Source organism: Paenibacillus sp. FSL R5-0341 (assembly GCF_037975235.1).
Taxonomy (GTDB): Bacteria; Bacillota; Bacilli; order Paenibacillales; family Paenibacillaceae; genus Paenibacillus; species Paenibacillus amylolyticus_A.
On record NZ_CP150241.1, the window covers coordinates 2135946 to 2151116 of the forward strand.

Annotated in this window: 16 protein-coding genes; 14 read left to right on the forward strand and 2 right to left on the reverse strand. The window is 47.8% G+C overall.

The annotated features are described in order from the left end of the window. Positions 1–57: 57 nt before the first annotated feature. Positions 58–1269, reverse strand: coding sequence for an MFS transporter (locus MKX75_RS09775; RefSeq protein WP_339169441.1), 1212 nt, complete (start codon positions 1267–1269; stop codon positions 58–60). 205 nt (positions 1270–1474) lie between these two features. Between MKX75_RS09775 and hemE the strand changes: the two genes are divergently transcribed. The 6 genes from hemE to MKX75_RS09805 all read left to right on the forward strand — a co-directional run bounded on the left by hemE (position 1475) and on the right by MKX75_RS09805 (position 7970). Continuing rightward, positions 1475–2539 (forward strand): uroporphyrinogen decarboxylase, encoded by a 1065-nt coding sequence (gene hemE / locus MKX75_RS09780; protein WP_076330387.1) that lies wholly within the window; start codon positions 1475–1477, stop codon positions 2537–2539. Then, a complete protein-coding gene (gene hemH, locus MKX75_RS09785) occupies positions 2532–3482 on the forward strand; it encodes a ferrochelatase (RefSeq protein ID WP_145146822.1) in 951 nt (316 codons plus the stop codon). Before hemE ends, hemH begins: the two co-directional genes overlap by 8 nt. Next, complete coding sequence (hemY, locus tag MKX75_RS09790) at positions 3482–4906, forward strand: protoporphyrinogen oxidase (RefSeq protein WP_339169443.1); 1425 nt, start codon at positions 3482–3484, stop codon at positions 4904–4906. The genes hemH and hemY overlap by 1 nt, the downstream gene beginning before the upstream one ends. A 185-nt stretch (positions 4907–5091) precedes the next feature. Beyond that, positions 5092–6513, forward strand: a complete 1422-nt coding sequence (locus tag MKX75_RS09795) for a CapA family protein (protein WP_339169446.1) — start codon at positions 5092–5094, stop codon at positions 6511–6513. A 24-nt stretch (positions 6514–6537) separates the two neighbouring features. Continuing rightward, on the forward strand, positions 6538–7290 hold the full coding sequence (locus MKX75_RS09800; RefSeq protein ID WP_339169447.1) for a glycerophosphodiester phosphodiesterase family protein: 753 nt from the start codon (positions 6538–6540) through the stop codon (positions 7288–7290). 47 nt (positions 7291–7337) lie between these two features. Continuing rightward, the gene (locus MKX75_RS09805; protein ID WP_339169448.1) at positions 7338–7970 is read left to right on the forward strand and encodes a fumarylacetoacetate hydrolase family protein; all 633 of its coding nucleotides are present in this window, start codon (positions 7338–7340) and stop codon (positions 7968–7970) included. A 122-nt stretch (positions 7971–8092) separates the two neighbouring features. On the opposite strand, the gene MKX75_RS09810 is transcribed toward MKX75_RS09805, so the two are convergent. Continuing rightward, a complete protein-coding gene (locus MKX75_RS09810) occupies positions 8093–8500 on the reverse strand; it encodes a hypothetical protein (RefSeq protein ID WP_339169449.1) in 408 nt (135 codons plus the stop codon). A gap of 373 nt (positions 8501–8873) precedes the next feature. Between MKX75_RS09810 and MKX75_RS09815 the strand changes: the two genes are divergently transcribed. The 8 genes from MKX75_RS09815 to MKX75_RS09850 all read left to right on the forward strand — a co-directional run bounded on the left by MKX75_RS09815 (position 8874) and on the right by MKX75_RS09850 (position 15151). Then, positions 8874–9431, forward strand: coding sequence for a MarR family transcriptional regulator (locus MKX75_RS09815; RefSeq protein ID WP_339169450.1), 558 nt, complete (start codon positions 8874–8876; stop codon positions 9429–9431). 64 nt (positions 9432–9495) lie between these two features. Then, on the forward strand, positions 9496–10944 hold the full coding sequence (locus MKX75_RS09820) for an aryl-sulfate sulfotransferase (RefSeq protein ID WP_339169451.1): 1449 nt from the start codon (positions 9496–9498) through the stop codon (positions 10942–10944). A gap of 12 nt (positions 10945–10956) precedes the next feature. Continuing rightward, entirely contained in the window at positions 10957–11328 is a 372-nt protein-coding gene (locus tag MKX75_RS09825; protein WP_339169452.1) for a hypothetical protein, read from the forward strand. Between the two features lie 11 nt (positions 11329–11339). Further along, positions 11340–11927: an ABC transporter substrate-binding protein gene (locus MKX75_RS09830; RefSeq protein WP_339169454.1), complete on the forward strand. Its 588-nt coding sequence runs from the start codon at positions 11340–11342 to the stop codon at positions 11925–11927. Between the two features lie 27 nt (positions 11928–11954). Next, complete coding sequence (locus MKX75_RS09835; RefSeq protein WP_076330397.1) at positions 11955–12731, forward strand: ABC transporter ATP-binding protein; 777 nt, start codon at positions 11955–11957, stop codon at positions 12729–12731. Between the two features lie 17 nt (positions 12732–12748). Continuing rightward, positions 12749–13522, forward strand: coding sequence for an ABC transporter permease (locus tag MKX75_RS09840; protein WP_062833629.1), 774 nt, complete (start codon positions 12749–12751; stop codon positions 13520–13522). A 228-nt stretch (positions 13523–13750) separates the two neighbouring features. Next, positions 13751–14560 carry a DUF92 domain-containing protein gene (locus tag MKX75_RS09845; protein ID WP_076330398.1) on the forward strand — a complete coding sequence of 270 codons (810 nt, stop codon included), beginning with the start codon at positions 13751–13753 and terminating at the stop codon, positions 14558–14560. Between the two features lie 12 nt (positions 14561–14572). Further along, a complete protein-coding gene (locus MKX75_RS09850; protein ID WP_017689402.1) occupies positions 14573–15151 on the forward strand; it encodes a TetR/AcrR family transcriptional regulator in 579 nt (192 codons plus the stop codon). Positions 15152–15171 lie beyond the last annotated feature (20 nt).

Consider the following 15171-nt stretch of genomic DNA (forward strand, 5'->3'; position numbering starts at 1 on the left):
GAAGCGGCTTTTTCAGATGGAACGGTGGGATGCATTAGTTAAATAATGGATAAGGAATCAGGATTCCCGGATTGTAGCAGGTTTTTTGTACAATTTCAATCTGACCCAAACCATATTGAGCAGCAGCAGTCCACCAGAGACGATAAACAGACCTTCAATCCCAATGAATCCTGCCATAAAACCTCCAATGATCGCTCCAAGCATGTTGCCCAGTGCCAGGGTACTCGTATTAAAACTGAATGCACGGCTAATCATGCTATCTGATGTATAGGAACGGATCAGGGCATTGACGCTTGGAAGCAGGCCACCCATGAACACACCCATCATGAAACGAACCATAATGAGTTGCCACACAGTTTGAACAAATGCCTGCGGGATAAGCATGAGTCCTGTTCCTATGAGTGAGAATGTAAGCACCTTGTGAGGGCCGATCCGGTCACTCAGCTTCCCAAGAATCGGAGACATGGCCATATTGGATAGTCCCGTAACTGCACCGACAAGTCCTGCCCAGAAGGCCACATTTACATCCGATGCATGCAATTTCTGCACATACAGCGGCAAGAGTGACATGGGGCTAATCATCGCAAACTGCAAAAGAAACGTCACAGCAAAGAGTGCGGGCAGTTGAGGTGATTTGTTCAATTCCTTCAGACCGGACAATACGGATTGTGCCGGCAGTTTGGCTGCTTCTTGACGGTCGAATTTCTCTCTCACCAGGAACATGGCGAGCATGGAAGCGACGAAGATCAGTCCACCTGTAATGTAGAAAATGGGGCGGAAGCCTACCGCATCAGCTAGCAATCCACCAATGAGCGGACCCAGGATTGTGCCGGCAACCTGTCCGGATTGACTGATTCCCATAGCGAAACCCATGCGGTCCTTCGGTGTGGTACCCGATATCAGTGCAACAGCTGCAGGGTTGAAACCGGAGATGGTACCGTTAAGCAAACGCAATAAGAGAAGCTGCCAAGGGTTCTGTGCCAGACCCATAAGGGCAATGACGATGGCCATCCCGAATCCTGAACGCAGCAGCATAACCTTTCGACCATACTTGTCAGATAACTTGCCCCAGAGCGGTTGGAACAGAAATGAGGTGAGGAAATTGGCTGCAAATATAAATCCGGCCCAGATGCCAATTTCATGTTCGCCAACAACGCCAAGATCTCTTGCGAGATAAAGGGACAAAAATGGGGTAATCATGGTCATGCCCGAATTGACCAAAAATTGTCCGAACCAAAGCACAATGAGGTTTACTTTCCATGTTTTCAAAGTGCTTTCACTTCCTTTCAAAGATATTTCTGTAATTCTCTAAAAAAACACCATTCTTTCATTATAACATAATTGGCATATGGGGGATGGGTGTAAGGAATGTCATAGTATTGTCACGTAGAACGCATCTGCATGTGGTTGTTACGGCAGTTTAAAAAGGGCATAATGGTAATTATGAGTCCAAAAACTATTGGAGGCTTCTTATATGAGCTATAATGATCGACTGATTCGGGCAAGTTTCAAACAACAGGTAGACCGTGTTCCGGTATGGTACATGCGTCAGGCTGGACGTTACGATCCTGAATATCGCAAAATTAAAGAAAAGTACTCCTTGTTAGAGATTTGCCGACAACCCGAGCTGGCGGCTGAAGTTACACTTATGCCGGTACGTAAACTTGGTGTAGATGCGGCTATTTTGTATTCCGATATTATGAATCCGGTTGCCTCACTGGGCATTGATTTTGACATTGTAAAAAATATTGGACCGGTCATCGATAATCCGATTCGATCCGCTGCAGATGTGGATCGTTTGCGTCCTATTGACGTAGAAGGAGATCTGTCACATATTCTCGAGACCATTCGAATTCTGGATAAGGAGCTTGACGTGCCTCTCATTACATTTGCGGGCGCACCTTTCACTATTGCGAGCTATCTGATCGAAGGCCGACCTTCGAAAGGGTATATCCGCACCAAAACGATGATGTACAGCGAGCCTGAGGTGTGGCATAAGCTGATGCAGAAGCTTGGTGATATGGTTATTACATATGTCCGTGCGCATATTGCGAATGGCGGTAAGGCATTCCAGTTGTTTGACAGCTGGGTTGGAGCACTTTCTCCGAAAGACTTCAGAACATATGTGTTGCCTACGATTACTCGTATCTTTACCGAATTATCGGATTTGAATGTACCGAAGATCTATTTCCCTGGTGTCGCATCTGGCGAATTGTTGCCAGCGTTGCATAATCTGCAAGCCGATGTGATTGGATTGGACTGGAGAGTATCGATTTCGGAAGGTCGTGAGCGACTTGGCGGCAAATTTGCCGTGCAGGGTAACCTGGACCCTTATGTGTTGACTGCACCGATGGAACTGATCAAGGAGCAAGCCAAAGTGATTATTGATGAAGGAATTAAGGAGCCGGGATATATTTTCAACCTGGGACACGGACTATTTCCTGAAGCATCTCTTGAAAAGCTCAGAGAACTAACGGCTTATATTCATGAATATTCTGCCGAAGCATTGAAGACTGGGGTGACGGTAACGAATGACTAATACGATAGGTGTACTGGTGATGTCATATGGCACACCAGAAAATTTGGAGAGTGTTGAAGCGTATTACACACATATCCGCAGAGGGCGGCCGCCTGAACCTGAGCAATTAAAGGAACTGACGGATCGTTATGAAGCCATTGTTGGTGGTGTATTCCCGCTTCGGGAGAACACGGACAATCAGGTCAAGGCTCTGCAGGAGACGTTAAACCGCGATGAGCGTGGCACTGATGTGGAATTCCGTTGTTATCAAGGACTGAAGCATGCCTATCCGTTTATTGAGGATGGCGTGGAACAGATGGCGAAGGATGGAATTCAGACAGCCATTGGTATTGTACTTGCGCCTCATTTCTCAACGATGAGTGTAGGTAGTTATATCAAACGTGCGCGTGAAAAAGCAGAAGAGCTGGGCGTTCATATGTCCTTTATTGAAAGCTATCATCTGCATCCGAAGTTAATTCAGGCTTTGTCTACGCGTGTCAGTGCCAAGTTGGATGCGTTCGAGGAAGCAGGAGCAAAACGCGGAGATGTGAAGGTGTTGTTCAGTGCCCACAGTTTGCCAGCACGCATTGTGGAGATGGGTGATCCATACCCGCAACAATTGCTGGAGACTTCGGAAGTGATTGCCTCACGTGTAGGCATTACCAATTGGCAATTTACTTGGCAAAGTGCTGGACGAACAGCTGAGCCGTGGCTTGGACCGGATATTCTGGATACGTTACAGGAACTTTCTCGTGAACAGGTAGAGGATGTACTTGTGGCCCCAATCGGGTTCGTCTCCGATCATCTGGAGGTCCTCTATGATCTCGATATTGAGGCCAAAGCGATTGCCAAAGAGATCGACATGCGCCTGATGCGTATTGATTCTCTTAATAGTGATCCTTTATACATGGAGACATTAAGCGACGTTATTATAAGCCAATGGCAGCAAGGGTCGGATGAGTAATGGGTGACAAGAAACGCCGTGTTGTTGTCGTCGGCGGTGGCCTTACCGGGCTCAGCGCGGCATTTTATATCCGTAAGCATTACCGGGAAGCGGGCGTTGAACCTGTGATCACTTTGGTCGAGAAAAGCTCGTCCATGGGAGGCATGATCGAGACACTGCATCGGGATGGATTTGTGATTGAAAAAGGACCGGATTCTTTCCTGGCTCGCAAAACAGCAATGATTGATCTGGCCAAAGAATTGGAGATTGATCATGAGCTGGTCAGTCAGAATCCGGAGTCGAAGAAAACGTATATCATGCAGCGTGGCAAGCTTCATCCTATGCCAGCAGGACTCGTTCTGGGTATTCCGACAGAACTAAGACCATTCCTGAGAAGTGGTCTGGTTTCTCCGGCAGGCAAACTGCGGGCGTTGATGGATTTTGTCATCCCGCCGCGTCGTACAACAGAGGATGAATCGCTCGGTTATATGATTGAGCGTCGTCTTGGAGCAGAAGTGCTGGAGAATCTGACGGAACCGTTGCTCGCGGGAATCTATGCGGGTGACATGCGGCGATTGAGCCTCCAGGCTACTTTCCCGCAGTTCGGAGAAGTAGAGCGCGATTACGGCAGCTTGATTCGGGGCATGATGACTGGTCGCAAACCGGCTGAGACGCATACCGGAACGAAACGAAGCGCATTTCTGAACTTTCGTCAGGGACTGCAGAGCCTTGTTCACGCCCTCGTACATGAACTGCAGGATGTGGATCAACGTCTGAACACCGCTGTCAAGTCGCTGCAACGACTTGACGGAGCGGAGACTAGATACCATGTTGAGCTGGAGAATGGTGAACAGCTAGAAGCGGATGATGTCGTGGTTACTGTACCGACGTATGTCGCGTCGGAGCTGCTGAAGCCTCACGTGGACACAGCGGCACTGGATGCGATTAACTATGTGTCTGTAGCCAATGTGGTGCTTGCTTTTGAGAAAAAAGAGGTCGAGCATGTATTCGACGGATCGGGTTTCCTTGTTCCGCGGAAAGAGGGGCGTAATATTACGGCTTGCACGTGGACATCGACGAAATGGCTGCATACCAGTCCCGATGATAAAGTACTGCTTCGCTGTTATGTTGGTCGCTCCGGTGACGAACAGAACGTAGAACTGCCGGATGAAGCGCTCACGGATCTGGTTCTCAAGGATCTGAGAGAGACCATGGGCATCGAAGCGGTACCGATCTTCTCCGAGATTACACGGCTTCGCAAATCGATGCCACAGTATCCGGTGGGGCACCTCCAACATATTGCCGCGCTTCGTGAGGAGCTTGGCAGCAAATTACCGGGCGTATACATTGCGGGTGCCGGTTATGAGGGTGTAGGTTTGCCTGATTGCATCAGACAAGCGAAGGAAATGTCTGTTCAGGCTACTAAGGAGTTTTCAGTAGAATAAATGCAGCAAGAGAGCTGTCTCAAACGTAGATTTATCTACAGAAGAGACGGCTTTTTTTACATGAATATCTGGAAGTTAATCGAGTTAATACCCTTCCAATCGATACAGTTCCAAGGAATGATGGAAATCCAGAATATGCCTGATATAATGGTATGTATGGCTGTGAAGAAGAAGAGGAGTTGCTTATGTATCCCCCAAGATCAGAGCGAAGTGTAAAGAAGAAAAAGGCTAGTAAACGCACCCGCAATACAATCACAATCATCTGGACAGTTAATATTGTATTGATCATTGCAATTGGTCTGGTGGGCATTTTTTATGTCATGAATACACGTCAGCAACAGGCAGACCAGCCAGTGAAGCAAGAAATAGTCGATCAGGATCAGCCTTCCATTGGAGACGATGCCAAAGGCGGCGATCAAGTAAGTTCTCCAGACACGGAATCTGATGAGACTTCGGATGAAGGTCCCAAAGCTACGGATGAAGAGACAACAGAGGATGCAGAAAAGACAACGGGCGCAGCGACATCTGACTCTTCAGGCAACTCCAGTGGCGGGAAGACGGATTCCGGAACGAAAAAACCTGCGGCAACGTCGACACCATCCAGCACCAAGGGAAATGCAGGTGCGGATACCGAATCAGGGACGTCGAAACCTTCCAATTCAGCGAAGGATATCACGATTAACTTTGTTGGCGATATCCAGTTCTCAGGTAAAGTTGCTGAACTGCTGGATAAGAACGGTTATGACTATCCCTTTGCCAAGCTCGGCAGATTATTCAAGGATGATGATCTTACCATCGGTAACCTGGAGACACCCATAACCCTGGGTGGTACCAGTGCGGCGGACAAAACGTATGTCTACAAATCATCGCCCAAAGCATTGGCGGCAATGGCCTCTGCAGGTTTTGATGCTGTGAATTTGGCTAATAATCATATTCTGGATCAGGGCGTAGAAGGCTTGGTGGATACGTTAACCTATCTCAAGGAGTATGGCATAGCTCACACTGGAGCAGGGATGAATAGAGATGAGGCTTATGCACCAGCTTACCTGGAACGTAAAGGCATGAAGATCGCACTGCTGGGCTTCTCCCGAGTGGTACCGGAAACGAGTTGGAAGGCGGAAGGCAATCGGGCTGGTGTGGCTGAAGCCTATGATTCCACAGGAGCAGTCAAAGCCATCCAGGAGGCCCGTCAGAAGGCAGATCTGGTCATTGTGGTTGCACACTGGGGAGAGGAACGGGTAAGTAATCCGAATAGTGACCAGACCCGATTGGCTCATGAGTTTGTAGATGCAGGTGCGGATCTGGTCATAGGTGGTCATCCTCATGTGTTGCAAGGGTTGGAGTACTATAAAGGGAAGTGGATTGCATATAGTACGGGGAATTTTATTTTCTCCAGATCAACAACCGAAGAAACGTGGAAAACGGCTGTGTTTCAGGCGCGCTGTAGTAGCGACGCGAATTGCAGTATGAAAGTGATCCCTTATGAAGCAGGGCTTGGTCAGGCCATTCCGATGATCGATGAGGCGAATAGACTGCTGCTGGAGCAGATGGCAAAGCTTTCTCCAGGCATTCGATATGATGCAAGTGGAGTCGCTTCGCCAAATTGAGAACCTTTTTGAGGAGGGAATCGAATGAACAACCTTTGTGTAGCGCACCGTGGATTTTCTTCCATTGCACCAGAGAATACGATGGCTGCATTCCTTATGGCTATGGAACGGCCAGAAGTTCAGTGGATGGAGCTGGATGTGCAGTTGTCACGTGATGGTGTGCCCGTGATCATTCATGATTTTACAGTGGATCGTACGACGAATGGCAAGGGCTTGGTTCGGGAAACCAATTGGGCTGATCTGCAACGCCTGGATGCCGGAGCATGGAAAAACAAGACCTACAAAGGAGAACGGATTCCGGCTCTAAGTGAACTGCTTGATCGTTCGTGCGGTAGAGTGCGTTTGAATATCGAACTGAAAACGCAGGGGGATATGTATCCTGGTCTGCCTGCCGCGGTTATATATGAAGTGAGAAAAAGACATATGCAGAATGATGTGGTGATCACTTCATTTGAACCTGCTGCTCTGATTGAAGTGAAAAAACTTGCACCGGAGATCCAGACGGGGCTTATTATCGACGCACGACCAGGTGATCTGTTAACCGCACTGCGGCAAATGAATTGCACATTCCTCTCGATTGGATATACCAATGTAGATAAATCCTTAATGAACGAGATGCGGAGTGTAGGCATTCGTGTGATGGCTTGGACGGTGGATGACAAGACGATTATGAAGAGACTGGCGGCAGTAGATCCAGAGCTTATGTTGTGTACAAACCGACCTGACGTATGGGAACATGCATTTCAGGAGACGAGTAGCCGATTCTTCAGACCGTAATTTACTCCATATACACTAATGAATCCGATAAAGGTGGTTATATACCCATGTTGACTAACATTCGCAATGTATACTGTGTAGGACGCAATTATAAACTTCACGCGGAAGAATTGGGCAACGCAGTTCCGGATGAGCCGATGATCTTTATGAAACCTTCTCACGCAGTTGTATCCCTGAATGGTGAAACCCTTGAATTGCCTGCTACCCAAGGTGAGGTTCACTATGAAGCTGAACTGGTCGTGCAAATTGGCCGTAGTTATGAGCCAGGTGTGGCGGTAGATGAGCTGGTGGATGCGTATGCGTTTGGTATTGATTTTACGTTACGTGATGTACAGACTGTGATTAAGAAAAAGGGTCACCCTTGGACAGCGGCCAAAGGGTTCAAAAATTCTGCACCAGTTACGGTATTTCAGGCATTTCCAGGTGCAGCAGCGTTGCTGGAGAAAGACTTTACATTGACCAAAAATGGTGAGGAAGTTCAGCGTGGTAACATTCGTAACATGATCTTCAGTTTACAGGATATTGTGGATTATGTAGGTCACCATTACGGCCTGGGGCCGGGCGATGTCATTTTTACAGGAACACCGGAAGGTGTTGGACCAACACAAGCAGGAGATGTGCTCGAACTGGCATGGGACGGCGAATCCTTGGGTGCCTGCACGATTGGGGGAGCCCAATAAGAGGATTACACATCATACCTGCTTGAGATGAAGAGGGTACAAGAAAGGGGCGTGCATACGCTCCTTTTTGCTGTGCTATCATGGTTGTCTTCAAATCTCTATCGAGAGGATACGCTACTAATCTACGCCAAGCTGTATGCTGTATTTGCGCTCTGTGTGACCAACTCTTCCAATTCAGCTTGTTGTGCAGCATGTTGCTCCGAGCTGATACTTCCCCTTGCGAGTCGCTCATCCAACTGCTCCCTGAGTTGCCTTACTTGTAAAGCTATGACCTCATTCAAGTTACCGTTGTTTTCTTCCGCAATCGTCCTCAGCGATTTGCCGCTGTACAGTTCCTGATACAGATCCGCTTCTGAAGGCTGATTCAGAGCGGTTAGTAGCTCGTCACTGCTTCCCTCACGAGTATCCAAATCAACGATGGACCATTTAGCAGTAGGTATGGGAGAGATGGCCGATTGGCCCCAGGCTGTTCCGGCGAAGGACATAGTGACAATCATTGTGCCTATAATAATGACTCTTTTCATGTTCATATGGATAATCCTCATTTCTGTAGTTGAGTACGAACTGAATCGTAGCTTTTCATTGATGTTTCGATCTGAGAATAGTGTAAACGGGAAACCTGAAGTGAAACTTAAAACAGGATAAGTAATTTCAAACCGGCGGGGAATGACTGTAAAAGTAGATCTATATTCCAATTCACACTTGACAGGTTGGGTTAGTTGGTTATATGATGATCTCAATTATTTTAATACTCATTAAATGAACAGTGAACTAATTTGAACTGAAAACAGAAGCGAGCTGATTGGACCACCAAAGGCTCCCGGGACTACTCCACTATGGAATGTCCTCGGGGGCCTTTTTTTGTGCGCTGTTGAAGCTTCAGATGAATAAGGAGGATATGGAATGAGCGATAGAGATTGGGAAGCATTGGAGCGGACGGACTGGTTATTCCGCAAAATGGTCAGACGATTCGTCAAAGAGCGGGATCGCATCTCTGTAGAGGGCATCAGCCTGCCGGGCATGCTTATCCTGCACAAAATCATTCGTGAGGGAGAACAGCGGCTTGGGGATTTGGCAGAACAGTTGGATTTTACATCCGGTGCCATTACTGCTCTAACTGATAAGTTGGAGAAAAAAGGACTCACCATCCGCAGACGAAAGGAAGACGATCGCCGGACGGTTTTACTGGACATCACATCCAGCGGGCGGGAGATGTATGCGAGAAACAGCAACATTGGAGCCCGATGTATCACGCTTCTGTTTGAGGGTTTTACAACGGAGGAGCTGGAGCAGCAAAGTCAATTCTATGAGCGGGTGGTAGCGAATCTGGAGGGGTTCTCGGACACGGTGCTGGAATTGGCGGAGAACAACGGGATACAAGAACATGATCGGTCCTCCACAAGTAACCTTGAGCAGAAGCAGCGGGACAATACCGGGAAGAGTAACTATCTCAGTTATTGAAATTGAATCAAGTAGTGATATTCGACACTCCATTCTACAAAACATTCTAGGGGAGAGATGATCAATGGGACACTCAACAATATATCCAACTGGAGCAACGCTATACAATCCGGACAAGGCTTGGGGGGGTTATACCGTCTATCAGGCAGGTGAGGAAGGCGTTGTGTTGATCGATATGAATGGCAAGGAAGTTCATCTGTGGAAAGGATTGTTAGGATTTCCGGCCAAAATATTGCCTGGCGGCTACGTGCTGGGCAGCACGGGTCGGAGAGATCCGAAGTTCGGTATTCAGGACAATGTTGATCTGGTCCAAGTGGACTGGGACGGCAACATCGTATGGAAATACAATAGCTACGAACACATCGAAGATCCGGGGTATGAGCCACTGTGGTATGCGCGCCAGCATCATGATTACCAGCGTGAGGGTAACCCGGTAGGTTACTATGCACCTGGGCTTGCGCCGAAGACGAAGAGTGGTAAAACGCTGATCCTCGCTCACAAAAATGTGAGTAACCCGCAAATTTCAGATAAGCCATTGCTTGATGATGCCATTATCGAAGTGGATTGGGAGGGGAAGGTACTCTGGGAGTGGCTGCCTAACGAACACTTTGAAGAATTAGGTTTTGATGAAGCTGCTCGAAATGTTCTGTTCCGTGATCCGAATACACGTTCTTTCGGTCATCTGGGTGGTGGCGTTGGTGACTGGTTACATATTAATTCTGCTTCTTATGTCGGACCCAACCGTTTCTATGAAGAAGGAGACGAACGGTTCCACCCCGACAATATTATCTGGGATGCCAGAGAGGCCAACATAATCGCCATTACAGACAGACAGAGTGGAAAGATCGTGTGGAGATTAGGGCCAGACTATACTTCACCTGAAGTGAAACACATCGGCACAATTATTGGGCAGCATCATGCACATATCATTCCCCAAGGTCTACCGGGAGAAGGCAACTTGCTTGTATTCGACAATGGCGGCTGGGCAGGTTACGGCCTTCCGAATCCGGCTTCCCCATTTGGATTGAAACATGCGATTAGGGATCACTCCCGTGTACTGGAGATTAACCCGGTCACCCTGGAGATTGTCTGGCAGTATACCTCGGCAGAAGCAGGTTTCTCGGTTCCGACGGATTCTTATAAATTTTATAGCCCATACATCAGTTCCGCCCAGCGTTTACCTAACGGCAACACCCTGATAACCGAGGGTTCCAATGGCAGATTGTTCGAAGTCACAGCTGAGCATGAGCCGGTCTGGGAGTATGTCTCCCCATACACAGATGGGCGGAATACCAATATGGTCTATCGCTCATATCGAGTTCCTTATCAGTGGGTTCCTCAGCTGGAAAAACCGCAAGAGGTTGTCATCGAAGCTATTGATGTCTCCACCTACAGGGTGACGGGAGCAGCACCCAAAGGTTCTGCATCCATCGTGAGCGTAGAGACAACTCTTCCTTTTGTGGAGGGTGCAGCCTGTGTGGCAACGTCGGATGAAGGCAAGTCAGGCGGTTAGGCGTCAAGAATCATGACTAGATCGAATGGGGTGTATATTGTGAGAAAACCATCCATAGTAAACGGCGTATTGATATTATTCCTGGCTACGGCACTCCTATTATCTGGATGTAGTTCAGTCGCAGCAGGATCGGGAACCCAAGTCGCTACCGGCAAAAATGCCGATAATGTAAAAATTCGAATCGCAGATACGAGTACCAACCCAACGTTCAGGGTAGCCATTGCCAAAGGTTTCTTTGAAAAAAGGGGCATTGATGCAGAAAGTATTACGTTTGGCTCACCGGCTGAAGGTGTAAATGCACTGTTTATTAAACAGGTAGATATTGCGTATGGAGCCGATTTCCCCGTATTGAATGCTCTGGCTATCAGAGCGGAGCGGATTTGAAAGGCAAGAAAGTGAGTTTCATTCGAGGTACATTTATCCCGTATCTATGGGATGAGTATTTGAAAGATCAGGGATTGGCGCTCAGTGATGTGACGCAAATTGGTCAGGGGGCTTTTGATGAGTCCTACATTGCACTGAAACAGGGAGACCTTGATGCCACTTGGGTAATCGGTTCCGCGTTAACTGATAAATTCGATGCACTCGAAGGAGTGCATCAGCTGACGGATATGTCCGAAACGCCTATACGCCTTGGTATGGGACTGATATCGAGTAATGAATTCATTCAGGCGAACCCCGAAACGGTAAGTGATTTTCTTGCGGCGCTTGATGAGGCATCCACGTATGCGCAAGCGCATTCTGAAGAGGTTGCAGATCTGATGTATAAAGAGACCAAACAGCCTAAAGATGCCACGTTGAAAGACCTTCCAATCAATCCATGGGAAGTTGGATTTACGCAGGCCGCTTATGACAGTTTGGCAGGTCAGAAACAATATATGGTGGATACCGGAATCATTGAGCAGGATTTTGATCTCGATACCAAACTGAATCTGACTTCTCTCCAACAGGCGCTACCGGATAAAGTGACTTATAGTAAATAATTTATATTCGAATGGGAGGTGTCCGTTATGTCTTTACCTGCAACTCAGCATACCATTCATATTGAACAGCTGAGGAAAACGTATCACGCCCCGAGCAATGGGGATGTGCATTATATCATTAAGGATGTCGATCTGGTCATTAAGGGAGGAGAATTCTTTGTCCTGCTTGGTCCCAGCGGGTGCGGGAAGTCAACGTTGCTGAACATGATCGCGGGTTTTATCTCCAAGTCGGGTGGACAGCTCAAGGTAGATAACAAGGAGATTGACAGACCGGGCAGGGATCGGGCGATGGTATTTCAGCAGGCCGATTCGTCTCTTTTTCCATGGTTAACCGTGAGGGAGAATGTTGAATTCGGGCTTCGAATGTCCAAGGTGCCAAAGACACAACGGCGTGAGATCTCTGATCGTTACATTCGGCTTGTTGGACTGAGTGCTCATGAGGGCAAATTTCCGAAAGAGCTATCAGGTGGCATGAAGCAGCGGGTTCAATTGGCCCGGGTACTTGCGAATGACTCGGCGATCTTGCTGATGGATGAGCCATTCGGTGCACTGGACGCGATGACGCGACGGACCATGCAGAAGGAACTGGTGAATATTTGGAAAGAAACCCATAAGACCGTTATTTTTGTCACCCACGATATTCAGGAAGCACTATTGCTTGGTGAGCGCATAGGCATTATGTCCGTAGGTCCATCTTCGAATATAACGGATATTTACCACAACAACTTACCTTACCCGAGGAACATCGCCTCGTCTGAGTTCAACACTTTGTATGACCGAATTCAAGGCCACTTTGAAGAATAACTGAGGTGATATGTGAGATGAAATGGTTGGAGAAAAAATGGGTGTCAATCCCGCTTCTATGGGTAACGGTCATCTTAATCTGGCAGCTCGGTGCCCTCATCTATGGGCCTGACGTAATCCCTGGTCCGTGGCACACGATTCTGGGAGCACGTGAACTGATTGCTGATGGTACCCTGATGCAGTATATCGGAATCAGCTTCACTCGTGTACTGGCGGGCTGGGTACTCGGAAGTATCATTGCCATCCCGGTAGGGCTGATTATTGGCAAAGTTCATCTCATCCGGCTGTTCGCCGAACCGTTCCTTAACTTTATACGTTTTATCCCGCCGATCGCCTTTATTACCTTATTCCTGGTGTGGTTTGGCATTGGAGAGCAATCCAAGATCGCGCTTATTATGTACGCAACCTTCTTCATTGTTGTGTTGAATACACTGACAGGCGTGCTCTCCGTTGAAGAAGATAAAATCCGGTCGGCCCGCAGTATGGGAGCTAATGAAAGGCAGATTCTGCTGCATGTGATTGTTCCGGCAACAACCCCGTATATCTTCACGGGTGTGCGACTGGCGATGGGAACTTCTTATATGGCCATAATCGGTGCTGAGATGATTGCCTCGAATGAGGGAGTCGGTTACTTGATATGGAATTCAAGACTCTTTTTCCGGACGGATTGGATCTTTGTCGGGCTGATTTCCCTGGGCTTTATGGGATTCCTGACGGATCGATTGTTCAACTGGTTTGGTCGCAGAGTACTCTACCGATATGGAGTCATTGGAGGAGCAAAGCGGGTCTGAATTAGAACCTAGGAACACCGAATTACAGACGTTACTTGAAAAGGAAAGTTATCTTGTTTTAACGTTTAATCAATAACCTGTTTTGGTACTTCTACACGAGGCTAAAACAGGTTTTTTGTGTGCTGGCGTAAGGAGTTTCGGCATTGGCATCAAACCGTGGTATAATTGAATTTCAAAAATACAATAAACGTCATGCGGGCTGTACATACGCTGCATGCAGGAGACATTATGGATTGGATTATTGGCGCCGTATGCGCTTCTATGGTGGCAGGTGCTGCCTATGCGAAAAAGTCGCTAACCCTGTCTGGCTGCCTGGCAGCCATCATGATGGGAACGATATATTACGGAGCGGGTAACCTGTTCTGGTTTGGCACGTTATTGTTGTTTTTCATTACTTCAACATTGCTCTCCAGGTTTCGTAAAGATCGGAAGCAGGAGCTGGAGAAATCCTATGCCAAGTCAGGAAATCGGGATGCCGGACAAGTGATGGCTAATGGTGGGATGGGCATGTTCCTATGTCTGGGATACTGGATCTTTCCACATCCGGCATGGGTATATGCTTTCATTGGAGTAATGGCTACCGTTACATCAGATACATGGGCAACCGAACTTGGGAGTCTCAGTCGCAAGCCGCCGCGCTCTGTTCTTACATGGAAGGTACTTACGCCAGGTGCTTCAGGAGGTGTCTCACTTCTCGGCACCGTGGCTGCAGCCGTAGGCGGGGCACTGATTGGTGCGGGAGCATTCTTGTTTTCCTGGATCGCCGGGATCGAAGGTCTTGGTCTGTTTAGTTGGACTTTTGTCGGCCTTGTAGGTGGGTTGGCAGGTGCTTTTGCCGATTCCTATCTGGGCGCAACGGTGCAGATGATGTATCGTTGTACCGTGTGTGGCCGTGAAGTTGAGGTACATGAACATTGCGGGCATCCGACGGTTCGGACTCGTGGCTGGGCATGGATGAGTAACGACCTGGTGAACGTGCTTAGCTCGGTAATCGGCGGATGTGTGGCGATTGGTTTAGGTAACATTTTGGCGTTGTAAGGGGGAGTACATTTGAGCACGGTACAGGGAGACAAATCGGAGGCTATTTTGGATGCGGCCTATGGAATTTTTGGCTCGAAAGGTTTTTATGAGACGAAAATGTCTGATATTGCAGACGAAGCCGGCATCGCAAAAGGCACCATTTACTTATATTTCAAAAGCAAGGAACAATTATTTATCGCAGTATCCAAGCGCGACTGTAACAGCTTTATCAGCCGCCTTGAATATGCTTTGAACTCGCATGAGAACACAGGTGATAAACTTGGAGCAATAGCCAAGACACACCTTACGTATTATTATGAGCGTCGCAATCATACCAAGCTCTTTTTTATGGCACCCAATAATGATCCGGATCTGATGAAATTCATGAAGGCATTTATGAATCAATACATGAGCATGGTGTGTGAAGTACTTGAAAGTGCAAGTGTACCTGAGCCTGTATTACTCGCTGAAGCCTACATTGGAATTCTGGACCGGCTGAAGATGGATATTATGTTGAATCCGGAGTTCAATGAAGAGCATCTGAACAAACGAATTGCTTTTGCAGCAGCATTGTTTCTGGACGGATGCCGTTCTTTTTTACAAGTGTAAAGTGATTGCACAGATGTACA

Coding starts and splice junctions, on each gene's coding strand:
- MKX75_RS09835 (WP_076330397.1), top strand. CDS start 11,955: ATGTCTTTACCTGCAACTCAGCATACCATTCATATTGAACAGCTGAGG.
- hemY (WP_339169443.1), top strand. CDS start 3,482: ATGGGTGACAAGAAACGCCGTGTTGTTGTCGTCGGCGGTGGCCTTACC.
- MKX75_RS09800 (WP_339169447.1), top strand. CDS start 6,538: ATGAACAACCTTTGTGTAGCGCACCGTGGATTTTCTTCCATTGCACCA.
- MKX75_RS09825 (WP_339169452.1), top strand. CDS start 10,957: ATGACTAGATCGAATGGGGTGTATATTGTGAGAAAACCATCCATAGTA.
- hemE (WP_076330387.1), top strand. CDS start 1,475: ATGAGCTATAATGATCGACTGATTCGGGCAAGTTTCAAACAACAGGTA.
- MKX75_RS09815 (WP_339169450.1), top strand. CDS start 8,874: ATGAGCGATAGAGATTGGGAAGCATTGGAGCGGACGGACTGGTTATTC.
- MKX75_RS09845 (WP_076330398.1), top strand. CDS start 13,751: ATGGATTGGATTATTGGCGCCGTATGCGCTTCTATGGTGGCAGGTGCT.
- MKX75_RS09820 (WP_339169451.1), top strand. CDS start 9,496: ATGGGACACTCAACAATATATCCAACTGGAGCAACGCTATACAATCCG.
- MKX75_RS09810 (WP_339169449.1), bottom strand. CDS start 8,500: ATGAACATGAAAAGAGTCATTATTATAGGCACAATGATTGTCACTATG.
- MKX75_RS09840 (WP_062833629.1), top strand. CDS start 12,749: ATGAAATGGTTGGAGAAAAAATGGGTGTCAATCCCGCTTCTATGGGTA.
- MKX75_RS09795 (WP_339169446.1), top strand. CDS start 5,092: ATGTATCCCCCAAGATCAGAGCGAAGTGTAAAGAAGAAAAAGGCTAGT.
- hemH (WP_145146822.1), top strand. CDS start 2,532: ATGACTAATACGATAGGTGTACTGGTGATGTCATATGGCACACCAGAA.
- MKX75_RS09805 (WP_339169448.1), top strand. CDS start 7,338: ATGTTGACTAACATTCGCAATGTATACTGTGTAGGACGCAATTATAAA.